Origin of the sequence: Streptomyces longisporus (genome assembly GCF_039532765.1) — a bacterium.
GTDB lineage: Bacteria > Actinomycetota > Actinomycetes > Streptomycetales > Streptomycetaceae > Streptomyces > Streptomyces longisporus.
The window spans coordinates 211332-224984 of the sequence record NZ_BAAASG010000012.1 but is presented as its reverse complement, the minus strand read 5'-3'; the positions used below and the strand labels follow the sequence as shown (position 1 = coordinate 224984).

General features: G+C 67.1%; 11 protein-coding genes. 7 read left to right on the top strand and 4 right to left on the bottom strand.

The genetic code is table 11. The annotated features are described in order from the left end of the window. Positions 1–7 precede the first annotated feature (7 nt). A complete protein-coding gene (gene rpsF, locus ABD355_RS26695) occupies positions 8–298 on the bottom strand; it encodes a 30S ribosomal protein S6 (protein WP_115907086.1) in 291 nt (96 codons plus the stop codon). Between the two features lie 285 nt (positions 299–583). Between rpsF and ABD355_RS26690 the strand changes: the two genes are divergently transcribed. The 3 genes from ABD355_RS26690 (at position 584) to ABD355_RS26680 (ending at position 3332) form a co-directional block, all read left to right on the top strand. Then, positions 584–898: a hypothetical protein gene (locus ABD355_RS26690; protein WP_115907085.1), complete on the top strand. Its 315-nt coding sequence runs from the start codon at positions 584–586 to the stop codon at positions 896–898. 179 nt (positions 899–1077) lie between these two features. Further along, on the top strand, positions 1078–2199 hold the full coding sequence (femX, locus tag ABD355_RS26685; protein ID WP_115907084.1) for a peptidoglycan bridge formation glycyltransferase FemX: 1122 nt from the start codon (positions 1078–1080) through the stop codon (positions 2197–2199). Positions 2200–2300: 101 nt separating this feature from the next. Beyond that, on the top strand, positions 2301–3332 hold the full coding sequence (locus ABD355_RS26680; RefSeq protein ID WP_344403205.1) for an alanine racemase: 1032 nt from the start codon (positions 2301–2303) through the stop codon (positions 3330–3332). 112 nt (positions 3333–3444) lie between these two features. Here ABD355_RS26680 and ABD355_RS26675 read toward each other — a convergent pair whose 3' ends face one another. Then, positions 3445–4953 (bottom strand): glycosyltransferase family 87 protein, encoded by a 1509-nt coding sequence (locus ABD355_RS26675; protein ID WP_344403204.1) that lies wholly within the window; start codon positions 4951–4953, stop codon positions 3445–3447. 131 nt (positions 4954–5084) lie between these two features. Then, positions 5085–7748: a transglycosylase domain-containing protein gene (locus tag ABD355_RS26670; RefSeq protein WP_344403203.1), complete on the bottom strand. Its 2664-nt coding sequence runs from the start codon at positions 7746–7748 to the stop codon at positions 5085–5087. A 352-nt stretch (positions 7749–8100) separates the two neighbouring features. On the opposite strand from ABD355_RS26670, the gene ABD355_RS26665 reads away from it, so the two are divergent. From ABD355_RS26665 to ABD355_RS26650, 4 genes are all read left to right on the top strand, one after another. Continuing rightward, complete coding sequence (locus ABD355_RS26665; protein ID WP_099930059.1) at positions 8101–8784, top strand: helix-turn-helix transcriptional regulator; 684 nt, start codon at positions 8101–8103, stop codon at positions 8782–8784. Between the two features lie 44 nt (positions 8785–8828). Then, positions 8829–9911, top strand: coding sequence for an inositol-3-phosphate synthase (locus tag ABD355_RS26660; protein WP_115907078.1), 1083 nt, complete (start codon positions 8829–8831; stop codon positions 9909–9911). Between the two features lie 86 nt (positions 9912–9997). Continuing rightward, positions 9998–11260: an MFS transporter gene (locus tag ABD355_RS26655; protein ID WP_344403200.1), complete on the top strand. Its 1263-nt coding sequence runs from the start codon at positions 9998–10000 to the stop codon at positions 11258–11260. 123 nt (positions 11261–11383) lie between these two features. Further along, complete coding sequence (locus ABD355_RS26650; RefSeq protein ID WP_344403199.1) at positions 11384–11917, top strand: LppU/SCO3897 family protein; 534 nt, start codon at positions 11384–11386, stop codon at positions 11915–11917. Positions 11918–12022: 105 nt separating this feature from the next. Here the strand turns inward: ABD355_RS26650 and ABD355_RS26645 are convergent, their stop codons facing one another. Next, entirely contained in the window at positions 12023–13489 is a 1467-nt protein-coding gene (locus tag ABD355_RS26645) for a CCA tRNA nucleotidyltransferase (RefSeq protein ID WP_344403198.1), read from the bottom strand. Positions 13490–13653: the final 164 nt, after the last annotated feature.

Below are 13653 nucleotides of genomic sequence, written 5' to 3'. Positions count from 1 at the left end.
GGAGAGCTCAGTGGGTCTCGGGGCGGAGGACCTTGGTCCGGAGGACCGACTCGTTCAGGTTCATCTGGCGGTCGAGCTCCTTGACGACCGCAGGCTCGGCCTGCAGGTCGATGACCGAGTAGATGCCCTCGGGCTTCTTCTTGATCTCGTACGAGAGACGACGACGGCCCCAGGTGTCGACCTTCTCGACCTTGCCGTTGCCCTCACGGACGACGGTGAGGAAGTTCTCGATCAGGGGGGCGACAGCGCGCTCCTCCAGATCGGGGTCGAGGATGACCATCACCTCGTAGTGACGCATGTGGAACCCACCTCCTTTGGACTCAGCGGCCACGGTCGTTCCGTGGCAGGAGGGTCGTGATGCGTACGCAACGGTATCGGCCGCCACTGACAATCGGGGGTCGCGAGCGACATCCCCGGCCTGGCCTGGACGGTTCCCTGGCTCTGCCTGGGCAGACACCGGTGCAGACGCTACAGACTACCTGCACACCCGCTTCCGGTTGAAATCCGGCCCCGAGGACCGTCAATCTGTACACATCGGGTGTGCATGGCGCTACGATGCGCCGTCTTCCGCAGGAGGTGCCCTATGGCACAGGCATTGCGACCCAACACCGTCGGAGGCCTTTTCGCCACGGACGGAAAGCCCCACCCCCTCCAGGACACGCTGCTCGCGGTGACCCTGGTGGTCGGAGTGACGGCGTTCGTGACCGGCTTCTTCCACCACCTGCACCTGCTCAGCTCCTGGGCCGGCCTGGTGGGGATCCTCACCGGTGCGTACGGCCAGTGGATCTCGGAGACGACCCGCGAACGCTTCGGACTCATCCTGGGTCTCGGAGCCTCGGCGGTCGGCTTCTTCCTCGGCATGGCGCACGGCGGCCTCTTCGGCGGGGTCATCGGCTGAAGCCAGGGACACCGGCTCTCCAACCCCAGACAAAGCACCACTGAACGCCCCGGCGGCCAACAGGCCGGGGCGCAGGTTCCGTACGCCCAGTCGAGGCGCTCGCAAGGCGCAGTAGGCTTCGGCGCGAGAGCCGGAGCCCCTGTACCCATGGGGACACACCAGCCCGAGGAGCGCCCCGAATGAGCCTGACCCTGAGGACGATCAGCCGCGAGCAGCATCTGGCGTACATCCAGAGCCTGCCCTCGGCGAGCCACATGCAGGTTCCGGCCTGGGCCGATGTCAAGGCGGAGTGGCGCTCCGAGAGCCTCGGCTGGTTCGACGAGCGCACCGGCGAGATGGTCGGCGCGGGCCTCGTCCTCTACCGCCAACTGCCCAAGATCAAGCGCTACTTGGCGTATCTGCCCGAGGGCCCGGTCATCAACTGGTTCGCACCGAACCTGACCGAGTGGCTGGAACCGATGCTCGCGCACCTCAAGCAGCAGGGTGCCTTCTCCGTGAAGATGGGCCCGCCGGTGATCATCCGACGCTGGGAGGCCGGCTCCATCAAGCAGGGCATCCAGAGCCCGGACGTGAAGCGGCTGCGTGACATCGAGGCCGACTTCATCGAGCCGCGCGCCTTCGAGGTCGCCGACAAGCTGCGCCGCATGGGCTGGCAGCAGGGCGAGGACGGCGGGGCCGGCTTCGGCGACGTACAGCCCCGCTATGTCTTCCAGGTGCCGCTGGCCAACCGCTCCCTGGAAGAGGTCCACAAGAACTTCAACCAGCTGTGGCGCCGCAACATCAAGAAGGCCGAGAAGGCCGGCGTCGAGGTCGTCCAGGGCGGTTACCAGGACCTTGAGGAATGGCAGAGGCTGTACGAGATCACGGCCGTGCGTGACCATTTCCGGCCGCGCCCGCTGTCGTACTTCCAGCGCATGTGGACGGCTCTCAACACCGAGGACCCCAACCGCATGCGGCTGTACTTCGCCCGGCACAACGGCGTGAATCTGTCGGCGGCGACGATGCTGATCGTCGGCGGGCACGTCTGGTACTCCTACGGCGCCTCCGACAACATCGGCCGTGAGGTCCGGCCCTCGAACGCGATGCAGTGGCGGATGCTGCGCGACGCATACGCCCTCGGCGCGACCGTCTACGACCTGCGCGGCATCTCCGACTCACTGGACGAGACCGACCACCTCTTCGGCCTGATCCAGTTCAAGGTGGGCACGGGCGGCCAGGCTGCCGAGTACCTCGGCGAGTGGGACTTCCCGCTCAACAAGCTGCTCCACAAGGCGCTCGACATCTACATGTCGCGCCGCTGAGCCCGGTCGGCCCCGGCTGTTTGCTTCGATACGTACGACTGCTTCGTTCGCTTCCACACCTCTGATACACCGCAGCCACGAGAAAGGTTCCAGGTCCGGCCATGGCGCTCACGCTCTACGTCGACACCGCGCGCTGGCGTGCGCACCACAAGCACGTGCAGGACCAGTTCCCGGGCCTTGTCCCGGTCTGCAAGGGCAACGGCTACGGCTTCGGGCACGAGCGGCTGGCGGAGGAGGCAACGCGGCTGGGCTCGGACGTCCTCGCCGTCGGCACGACGTACGAGGCCGCGCGCATCAAGGACTTCTTCGGCGGTGACCTGCTGGTGCTGACGCCGTACCGGCGCGGCGAGGAGCCCGTCCCGCTGCCCGACCGGGTCATCCGCTCGGTGTCGTCGGTGGACGGCGTGTACGGCCTCGTAGGAGCCCGTGTGGTCATCGAGGTGATGTCCTCGATGAAGCGGCACGGCATCAGCGCCCAGGACCTGCCGCAGCTGCACGCCGCCATTGAGAACGTCCGCCTCGAGGGCTTCGCCATCCACCTGCCGCTGGACCGCACGGACGGCTCCGACGCCGTCGAGGAGGTCATCGGCTGGATGGACCACCTGCGTGCCGCCCGCCTGCCCCTGCACACGATGTTCGTCAGCCACCTCAAGGCCGACGAACTCCACCGGCTGCAGCAGCAGTTCCCGCAGACGCGCTTCCGTGCCCGCATCGGCACCCGGCTGTGGCTGGGGGACCACGAGGCCACCGAGTACCGTGGCGCGGTTCTGGACGTCACGCGGGTCTCCAAGGGGGACCGTTTCGGCTATCGCCAGCAGAAGGCCGCCTCCGACGGCTTCCTGGTGGTCGTGGCGGGCGGCACGTCGCACGGGGTGGGTCTGGAGGCCCCGAAGGCGCTGCACGGCGTCATGCCGCGTGCCAAGGGCGTCGCCCGGGCCGGCCTCGCCACGGTGAACCGGAACCTTTCTCCGTTCGTCTGGGGCGGCAAGCAGCGCTGGTTCGCGGAGCCGCCGCACATGCAGGTCTCCATTCTGTTCGTGCCGGCGGACGCACCGGAACCGAAGGTCGGCGAGGAACTGGTGGCCCACCTGCGGCACACCACCACGCAGTTCGACCGCATCGTCGACCGCTGAGCACAGGCGTCAGCCAACCGGAAGGCCGTACACGGAGCTCCGTGTACGGCCTTTTCGCGCATCGAGTGAGGCGGCCTCTACGAGGCACCCACCGTCGCCGATGTCTGTTCGCTCAGAGCGAACCGTCCGTGGACGGTGCCGCTCCACGGCTGCCCCACTCCACCTGCGGCCCGTCGAAGTGGGCCGCATGCCGCGGCGGATGGGCCGCAGCGCCAAGAGCGAAGACGTCCTCCGCGCCGTCGAGCACACCCCCTGACGGGTCGTCGTCGCCTGCCCGGCGCACCGGGTCCCGCTCCGGCATGAGGATGTCGCGCACGACGACACCGCACAGGTAGAGCGTCCCCAGCAGGTGCACGCCGATGGCCCAGTGGTAGCCGTCCTGCGGCAGCCCTTTGTGAGCGTCCCCGCTGGTCGTGTACGCGAGATACATCCAGATACCGAGGAAGTACGCGACCTCGCACGCCTGCCAGATCAGGAAGTCCCGCCACTTCGGCCGGGCCAGCACAGCGAGCGGGACCAGCCACAGGACGTACTGCGGGGAGTAGACCTTGTTGGTGAGGATGAACGCCGCGACGATCAGGAAAGCGAGCTGGGCGAAGCGCGGGCGACGCGGAGCCGTCATGGTGAGCACGGCGAGACCCACGAAACACAGCGCCACCAGCGCCGTGGCCAGATTGTTGACGGTGTCTGTGCTGAGCGGGTCCGTCGAGTTCTGAGCCATGATCAGCCAGAACGACCCGAAGTCCACCCCCCGGTCGTGGCTGAACTTGTAGAACTGCAACCAGCCGTCCCAGGCGAAGAGCATCACCGGCAGGTTCACGACGAACCAGGCGACGACTGTTCCTGCCACGGCCTTGCCGAAGTCCCGCCACTTTCCTGCACGCCAGCACAGCAGGAGCAGCGGGCCCAGCAGGAACACGGGATAGAGCTTGGCCGCCGTGGCAAGGCCCAGGAGGACACCGAACGCGAGTGGGCGGCTCCGGGACCACATCAGCATCGCCGCGGCCGTCAGAGCGACCGCCAGCAGGTCCCAGTTGATGGTGGCGGTCAGCGCGAAGGCGGGCGCCAGGGCGACCAGCAGACCGTCCCAGGGACGCCGGGCGTGCGTACGGGTCACGCAGACCGCGATCACGGCCGCGCACACCATCAGCATCCCGGCGTTGACCATCCAGTACCACTGCTCCTGGTCCTGGATGCTGCCGCTGCCCGGCGTGAGCCAGGAGGCAACCTCCATGAACACGCCGGTCAGCACGGGGTACTCGAGGTACGGCATATCGCCGGAGAGCTTGTCGAAGTACGGCACGAGCCCGTCGGCGAAACCGCGCCCCTGATACAGATGCGGAATATCCGAGTAGCACGCCTTCGTGTACTGCGAGCTGGCGCCGAAGAACCAGGCGCCGTTGTAGCAGGGCGCCTTCTGGATCAGTCCGAGGGCGAACATGCCGATCGCCACGAGCGCGACCACCCGCACCGGAGTCCACCAGGACGTCCCGAGCAGGGCACGTCGCCCAATGGGGCCGCCGATCAGCTCGCTGCCGGACGCGGCGACCTCGTCCTCCTTGGTCGGCCGCACCGGGTCCTGGTCGTGCACGCTCGCTTGCGTCGATTCTGCGCTGGCCATGCCGCACATCCTGCCGTACGTGTCTAGGTATATGCCGAGGGCCGCCGCAACCACTCAGGTGCGGCGGCCCCTGTTTCACGTGAAACATCGACGTGTTTCACGTGAAACGCCCGTGTCGGGTGCTGTGGCGACTAGCCGGCGGGGCCTCCGAAGAGCCCTCCGTTGCCGTTGCCTCTGTTGTTTCCGGTCCCGGACGTGTCCGTGGCCGTCGGCGACGAGGTCACGCCTCCGTCGGTGCCGCCGGTGTCCGTGCCGCCGGTGTTCGTGCACTGCCAGCCGAACTTGCAGGACTGGCTCGCCGAGGGCGACGGACTGGTCAGCGTCTCGCTGGGGGACGGGCTCGGACTCGGGCTGGTCAGTGTCTGGCTGGGCGTCGGAACGGGGGACGCGCTCGGCACGTCGTTGATGACCTCACCGATGGGTTCCGGCGTCGGGAAGTCCTTCGCCGGCTCCCCCTTCAAGGCCTCCGCCATGTAGTCGTGCCAGATTTCGGCGGGGAACGACGCACCGTGGATCTTCTTCTGACCGCCCGTCCCATACATCTCGAGGAAGGTGCGGTTCTTCTCCGACTCGTCGTCGTTGTAGCGGAACATCGTGATCGACGTGGACAGCTGGGGGGTGTAGCCCACGAACCAGGCGGACTTGTTGCCGTCGGTGGTACCCGTCTTGCCGGCCACCTGTCGGCCGGGCAGTTGGGCGGCGGTACCCGTACCCTTGTCGACCACGGTCTTGAGCACGTCAGTGACGTTGTCGGCGACCTTCGGGGTGAACGCGTCGTGGGGCTGGTCCGTGTGGGTGTAGACCGTGCCGTCCTGGCTCGTGACCTTCGTGACGGAGAACGGTTCACGCTGCTGGCCGCTGGCCGCGAAGGTGGCGTAAGCACCCGCCATACGGATCGCACTCGGGTCGGAGATACCGATCGAGAACGACGGATAGCTGGTACCGGCCAGGCTGTTGTCCTTGAGGCCGGCGTCGGTGGCCGCCTCCTTCACCTTGTCCAGCCCGACGTCCATGCCGAGCTGCACATAGGCGGAGTTCACCGACTCCCGCATCGCCTCACGCAAGTCGATCTGGTACTTGGGCGGACTGCCGTACGACTCGTTGCCGTCGTTGGTCTGCAGCCACTCCTCACCCTTGTCGTTCTTCCAGAACGACCCGTCGTACTCCTTGATCTTCAGCTTGTTCTGGCCGCTGTACAGGCTCTTCGGGGAGACCTGGGTGCGCTCGTCCTGCGCCTGCTCCGGGCCGAGGCTCTTGTCCCGCACCCCCCACTTCATCGCCGCCGCCAGCACGAACGGCTTGAACGTCGAACCGACCTGGGCACCCGTGACGTCGGCGTTGTTGGTGAAGTGCTTGGTCGCGTCCTCACCGCCGTAGATGGCCTTGATGGCGCCGGTCGTCGGATCCACGGAAGCGCCGCCGAACTGGACGTGTGTGTCCGTCTTGGGACGTTCCTTGGGCTTGATGTTGGCCTTCTGGACGTTCTTGACCGAGGCCTCGAGCTCGTTGACCTTCTTCTTGTCGAAGGTCGTGTAGATCGAGTAGCCACCCCGCTGCAGGTCGTTTGCGGTGATGTTGGTGTTGTTGATCAGATACGCCTTCGCCAGGTCCACGAGGTAGCCGACCTGCCCGGCGAGTTGGGTGTTCGACCGCGGGTTCTTCACGTTGGGAAGCGTGGTGTACTTCGCCCGGGTCGCCGCGTCCAGGTGGTGGTACTGGACCATCTTGTCGAGGGTGTTCTGCATCTGGCGCAGCGCACGCTTGCTGTTGGCCTCCGGCGTGGCCGCCGGGTCGATGGAAGTGGCGCCCGCCGGGTCGTAGTACGTGGCGCCCTTGAGCATCGCCGCCAGGAACGCGCACTCGCCCGGGTTCAGCTCGACGGAGTCCTTGTTGAAGTACGCGCGGGCGGCCGCCTGGATGCCGTAGGCGTTGCGCCCGTAGTACGCGGAGTTCAGGTAGCCCTTCATGATCTCGTCCTTCGAGACCGTGGCACCCACCTTTATGGAGATGAAGATCTCCTTGAACTTACGCGTGATCGTCTGTGACTGGTCATCCAGTCGCGCGTTCTTGACGTACTGCTGGGTGATGGTGGAACCACCCTGCGTCTCGCCGCCCCGAGCCATGTTGAACACGGCGCGGGCGATGCCCTTCGGGTCGATGCCGCTGTCGGTGTAGAAGGTCTTGTTCTCCTGCGAGACGACGGCGAACTGCATTGCCTTGGGGATCTGCGAGAGGTTGACGATCTGCCGGTTCGTCTCACCACCCGTAGCGACCATCTCGCTGCCGTCGGACCAGTAGAAGACGTTGTTCTGCGCCTTCGCGGTGTCGGCGACGTTCGGGACGCTCACCATGGCGTACCCGATGCCCGCAACGGCCACCAGGCTTCCGATGAAGCCGATGAAAAGGCCCGTCACCAGTTTCCAGGACGGCATCCAGCGCGCCACGCCGTACTTGCCCGCGCGCGGATAGTCGATGAGGCGCTTCCTGCCGGGATCGGGTGCTCGCCCTCTGCCTCGCCCCGGCCCGCTGGGGCCGCCGGGTCGACCTCCGCGGCCGGGCTCGGCCGCTCTGCGACGGCCGCCTCCGCTTCTTTGTGCCGCGCGGCGGGCTTCGGCGCGGCCGCCGTACGACCGCTCCTCGTCAGTCGACCCCTGGCCCAGTCCGTAATCGGCCGGGGACCCGGTTGCGCCTCGCGGTGCCGCGCGGCGGCCGGAGGACGAGCCGGACTGGCCGCGTCGGGCCGCGGCACGTCCGCCTCCCTGCGGCTGCGGCGGTTTGCGACGGTGCTCGCTCATCGAACGACTACTCCTCGGGCAGGCGCACCTTTGCGCGCCTGGAAACGGCGGCTGGTTTCCGGTCCCCCCGAAGTACGGATGTGGTCGATCCCGCATTCACCCGTACCGCGCCGGGAGCGATGACGCCCCCTGGCGTCACTCGGCTCCCGGTGGTTTGCATGCCGCACAGACTACGCACCGCCAAAACCCACTGAGCCCCAGAGTTCACCCCAAATCAGGCAACTTGCCTCGGATGAATAAGTGATGTGATCCCGTTCACCGTCTCCCCACTTGTCGCATCCGGAAGGCCGTTCTATCGTCGTGATGTATCGAGTCGATACATCGGAGCGAGATAGGGCAAGGAGGCGAGCGGATGAGCCGGCGTTCCGGGATCCTTGAGTTCGCCGTACTCGGCCTGCTCCGCGAGTCCCCGATGCACGGCTATGAGCTGCGCAAACGACTCAATACATCACTGGGTGTGTTCCGTGCGTTCAGCTACGGAACGCTCTATCCCTGCCTCAAGACGCTGGTCGCCAACGGCTGGTTGATCGAAGAGCCGGGACACACCCCCGAGGACGCCCTCGCGGCGCCGCTCGCCGGGCGTCGCGCCAAGATCGTCTACCGGTTGACGGCGGAAGGTAAGGAGCACTTCGAGGAGCTGCTCTCGCAGACCGGCCCCGACGCGTACGAGGACGAGCACTTCGCCGCCCGCTTCGCCTTCTTCGGGCAGACGTCGCGCGATGTACGCATGCGCGTGCTGGAGGGCCGCCGCAGCCGGCTGGAGGAACGCCTGGAGAAGATGCGCGCCTCCCTCGCGCGCACCCGGGAGCGCCTCGACGACTACACGCTTGAGCTCCAGCGCCACGGGATGGAGTCCGTGGAGCGCGAAGTGCGCTGGCTGAACGAGCTCATCGAGAGCGAGCGGGCCGGACGGGACCTGAAGGGTCCCGCCTCCGGGGGGTCCGCTCAGCAGAACAACACATCTGGAGCGCCGGGCGTCCTGCCCCGTCCCGGGGACACCCCCGGGACGGATACGCCCGACGACACCGCCACGTGAGAGTCCAGTCAGGGCCTCACTCGTACACACAGGGAGCAACCGGAATGGGTTCGGTTCGCGTAGCCATCGTCGGTGTGGGCAACTGCGCCGCGTCGCTGGTTCAGGGAGTCGAGTACTACAAGGACGCCGACCCGGCGTCCAAGGTCCCCGGCCTGATGCACGTCCAGTTCGGCGACTACCACGTCCGTGACGTCGAGTTCGTCGCCGCGTTCGACGTCGACGCGAAGAAGGTCGGCCTCGACCTCGCGGACGCCATCGGCGCCTCCGAGAACAACACCATCAAGATCTGCGACGTGCCCACCTCCGGTGTCACCGTCCAGCGCGGCCACACCCTCGACGGTCTCGGCAAGTACTACCGCCAGACCATCGAGGAGTCCGACGCCGATCCCGTCGACGTCGTCCAGGTCCTCAAGGACAAGCAGGTCGACGTGCTCGTCTGCTACCTCCCCGTCGGCTCGGAGGATGCGGCGAAGTTCTACGCCCAGTGCGCCATCGACGCCAAGGTCGCCTTCGTCAACGCCCTTCCGGTCTTCATCGCCGGCACCAAGGAGTGGGCGGACAAGTTCACCGAGGCGGGCGTCCCGATCGTCGGTGACGACATCAAATCGCAGGTCGGCGCCACCATCACGCACCGCGTCATGGCGAAGCTGTTCGAGGACCGGGGCGTCGTCCTGGACCGCACGATGCAGCTGAACGTCGGCGGCAACATGGACTTCAAGAACATGCTCGAGCGCGAGCGCCTGGAGTCCAAGAAGATCTCCAAGACACAGGCCGTCACCTCCCAGATCCCCGACCGGGACCTCGGCGAGAAGAACGTCCACATCGGCCCGTCCGACTACGTCGCCTGGCTGGACGACCGCAAGTGGGCCTACGTCCGCCTCGAGGGCCGCGCCTTCGGAGACGTCCCGCTGAACCTGGAGTACAAGCTCGAGGTCTGGGACTCCCCGAACTCCGCGGGTGTCATCATCGACGCCCTGCGCGCCGCGAAGATCGCCAAGGACCGCGGCATCGGCGGCCCGATCCTCTCGGCCTCCAGCTACTTCATGAAGTCCCCGCCGGTCCAGTACTTCGACGACGAGGCCCGCGAGAACGTCGAGAAGTTCATCAAGGGCGAGGTCGAGCGCTAAGCGCTGACACAACTGCTCCTGCCAGGGCGTAGAGGGTCCCCGGGTTGCCCGCCCGGGGACCCTCCCCGTATGTGAGGCTGTGCCCCATGGCCGTCGTCCGTGATCTGCGCACTCTTCTGCGCTTCGCGAACTTCCGGCGCCTGCTCGCCATACGCCTGCTCTCCCAAGGCGCCGACGGCGTCTACCAGGTCGCACTCGCCGCCTACGTCGTCTTCTCGCCGGAGAAACAGACCTCGGCCACCGCGATCGCCTCCGCCATGGCGGTCCTGCTGCTCCCGTACTCCCTGGTGGGACCCTTCGCAGGTGTCCTCCTGGACCGCTGGCGCCGCCGCCAGGTCTTCCTCTACGGCAACCTGCTGCGCGCCCTGCTGGCGTCGGCGACAGCCGTCCTGATCCTCAGTCACGCCCCGGACGGGCTCTTCTACGCCTCCGCGCTGTGCGTGACCGCGGTCAACCGCTTCGTCCTCGCGGGACTCTCCGCCGCGCTGCCGCGCGTCATCGACGCCGAGCGGCTGGTGATGGCCAACTCCCTTTCCCCGACCGCCGGTACGCTCGCCGCGACCGCGGGCGGAGGTCTCGCCTTCGTCGTACGGCTGGTGGTGGCGGACTCCGACGCCGCCGTAGTCCTGCTGGGCGCCTTCCTCTACCTGTGCGCGGCGCTCGCATCGCTGCGCCTGGCGCCGGAACTGCTCGGGCCGGAGGACGAGTTGGTGCAGCCGAGACTGGCCACGGCACTCACCGGCACGGCCCGTGACCTGACGGCAGGGGTACGACACCTCGCCGCACCGCCGCGCCGGGAGGCCGCCTGGGCACTCGTCACGATGACCCTGATGCGGTTCTGCTACGGCGCGCTGCTGGTCATGCTGTTGATGCTGTGCCGGTACACCTTCGCCTCGACCACGGACGACGGACTGCGTCTGCTGGGGCTGGCGTTGGGGACTTCCGCCGCCGGCTTCTTCGCGGCGGCCGTGGTGACGCCCTGGGGTGCGGGACGTCTCGGGCCGGGCCGCTGGATCGTGGTGTGCGCCGCGGCGGCCGCCGTCCTGGAACCTGCCCTCGGTCTTCCGTTCGCCGCCGCTCCGATGATGGTCGCGACATTCGTCCTCGGCCTCACCACCCAGGGCGCGAAGATCGCGACAGACACGGTCGTGCAGTCTTCCGTGGACGACGGCTTCCGGGGCCGGATCTTCTCCGTCTACGACGTCCTCTTCAACGTCGCCTTCGTCGGCGCCGCGGCAGTGGCAGCGCTGATGCTGCCACCAGACGGTCGCTCCGTCCCGCTGGTGGTCACGGTCGCCGTTGTCTACGCGGTGGTTGCTGGGGCTATGGCCCGCTTTGAGCGCCGGTAAGTGTCACATCAAGGCCACAGAGACCCTCCGGGTTACAGGAGTGTCAGTGGCAGCCGATAACTTACCGGGGTCTTATGCGGCTCTTATGTCGGCCGCTCACCAACTCTTCAGGGGGACCCTCAAGTGACCACTCCGCCCCAGGGCCAGAACCCGTTCGCGCAGGGTCAACAGCCCTACGGCCAGCCCCAGGGCCAGGCACCGTACCCGCCGCAGGGCTCGGCACCGTACCCACCCCAGGGCCAGGCACCGTATCCGCCCCAGGGCGGCTACCCGCAGCAGCCGGGCCAGCCCGGGTTCCCCCAGCAGGCCACCGCGCCGTACGCGCCGCTTCCTCCGCAGCGGCCGAAGCGCGGCATCAAGCAGTACCTGCGCATCGGGGTGGCCATCGTCGCCCTCATAGCCGCCGGAGTCGGCTACTTCGCAAGCCGCCATGACCCCGACACCGCCAAGGTCGGCGACTGCATGAGCATCAGCAATCCGGAGAGCACCACCGACCCCGGCCTGAAGGTCGTGGACTGCAGCAGCTCGAAGGCCAAGTACAAGGTGGCCCAGAAGAAGAGCGACGACTCCGGCTGCGACCGCACCAAGTACGCCGAGTACACGGAGACCGGCAGGAGCGACTTGACCCTCTGCCTCACGCCGTACTCCGCCAAGTAGTAAGGGCTCACCCACACGCCTGGGGCGGTGTTTCACGTGAAACACCGCCCCACCGCGCATCCCCGAGGTCATGTTTCACGTGAAACATGACCTCGTTTCACAGCCTCAGCTCTGCTCAGCCCACCATTCCTTGAGCGCCGCCACCGCCGCACCATGCTCCATCGGCCCGTTCTCCAGCCGCAGCTCCAGCAGGAACTTGTACGCCTGGCCGATGGCCGGCCCGGGGCCGATTCCCAGGATGTCCATGATCTGGTTGCCGTCGAGGTCGGGACGGATCGCGTCCAGCTCCTCCTGCTCCTGGAGCTGGGCGATGCGCTCCTCCAGACCGTCGTACGCCCGCGACAGCGCCGCCGCCTTGCGCTTGTTCCGCGTCGTGCAGTCCGAGCGGGTCAGCTTGTGGAGGCGGTCGAGGAGCGGGCCGGCGTCACGGACGTAGCGGCGAACCGCCGAGTCCGTCCACTCGCCGGTGCCATACCCGTGGAAGCGCAGATGGAGTTCGACCAGGCGCGAGACGTCCTTCACCAGCTCATTGGAGTACTTGAGAGCCGCCATGCGCTTCTTGGTCATCTTCGCGCCGACCACCTCGTGGTGGTGGAACGAGACCCGGCCGTCCTGCTCGAAGCGGCGGGTGCGCGGCTTGCCGATGTCGTGGAGCAGCGCGGCAAGGCGGAGAGTCAGGTCCGGGCCGTTCTCCTCCAGCGCGATCGCCTGTTCCAGGACGATCAGCGTGTGCTCGTAGACGTCCTTGTGCCGATGGTGCTCGTCACGTTCCAGCCGCAGGGCCGGCAGCTCGGGCAGCACATGGTCCGCGAGACCGGTCTCGACCAACAGCGTCAGACCCTTGCGCGGGTTCGCGGACAGGATCAGCTTGTTCAGCTCGTCCCGTACCCGCTCGGCCGAGACGATCTCGATGCGACCGGCCATCTCCTTCATGGCCGTCACGACCTCAGGAGCCACTTCGAAGTCGAGCTGCGCGGCGAAGCGTGCGGCCCGCATCATCCGCAGGGGATCGTCGGAGAAGGACGCCTCAGGAGTGCCGGGGGTACGCAGGACACGCGCAGCGAGGTCGTCCCGTCCGCCGTGCGGGTCGATGAACTTCTTCTCCGGGAGCGCGAGGGCCATCGCGTTGACGGTGAAGTCGCGCCGGACGAGGTCTTCCTCGATGGAGTCTCCGTACGACACCTCGGGCTTGCGGGAGGTGCGGTCGTAGGCCTCCGACCGGTAAGTGGTCACCTCGATCTGAAAGTGCTTATCAGCGTCTCCGACGCGGGCATTCTTCTGGGCCCCGACGGTGCCGAAGGCGATGCCCACCTCCCAGACGGCATCCGCCCACGGACGGACGATCTTGAGGACGTCCTCGGGACGGGCGTCGGTCGTGAAGTCGAGGTCGTTGCCGAGCCGGCCCAGCAGCGCGTCCCGGACCGAGCCGCCGACCAGGGCGAGCGAGAACCCGGCCTCCTGGAAACGGCGGGCGAGGTCGTCGGCGACAGGATCCACCCGCAGCGGTTCACTCGGCACGCGGTGCGGCTCCTGGCTCGGGGCACTGAGGTTGGCTTCGTTGACGTTCGGCACAACAGAAGAGGGTACGTGCCCCGGGCGACCGCAGGCGCCTCCATTAAACGTCCACGGACACTTCAGTAAAGAGGTGCACAAACTCTGCTCTTGGGGCGTACGGGTCGCACTTCTCTTTATACGTACAGATAGAGGACAGGTGGACCCTGGCTCCCGATCTTGTG

Bases quoted from the DNA above. Each gene is read 5' to 3' on its own strand.
- rpsF (WP_115907086.1), bottom strand. From the start codon at position 298: ATGCGTCACTACGAGGTGATGGTCATCCTCGACCCCGATCTGGAGGAG.
- ABD355_RS26690 (WP_115907085.1), top strand. From the start codon at position 584: ATGGCACAGGCATTGCGACCCAACACCGTCGGAGGCCTTTTCGCCACG.
- femX (WP_115907084.1), top strand. From the start codon at position 1,078: ATGAGCCTGACCCTGAGGACGATCAGCCGCGAGCAGCATCTGGCGTAC.
- ABD355_RS26680 (WP_344403205.1), top strand. From the start codon at position 2,301: ATGGCGCTCACGCTCTACGTCGACACCGCGCGCTGGCGTGCGCACCAC.
- ABD355_RS26675 (WP_344403204.1), bottom strand. From the start codon at position 4,953: ATGGCCAGCGCAGAATCGACGCAAGCGAGCGTGCACGACCAGGACCCG.
- ABD355_RS26670 (WP_344403203.1), bottom strand. From the start codon at position 7,748: ATGAGCGAGCACCGTCGCAAACCGCCGCAGCCGCAGGGAGGCGGACGT.
- ABD355_RS26665 (WP_099930059.1), top strand. From the start codon at position 8,101: ATGAGCCGGCGTTCCGGGATCCTTGAGTTCGCCGTACTCGGCCTGCTC.
- ABD355_RS26660 (WP_115907078.1), top strand. From the start codon at position 8,829: ATGGGTTCGGTTCGCGTAGCCATCGTCGGTGTGGGCAACTGCGCCGCG.
- ABD355_RS26655 (WP_344403200.1), top strand. From the start codon at position 9,998: ATGGCCGTCGTCCGTGATCTGCGCACTCTTCTGCGCTTCGCGAACTTC.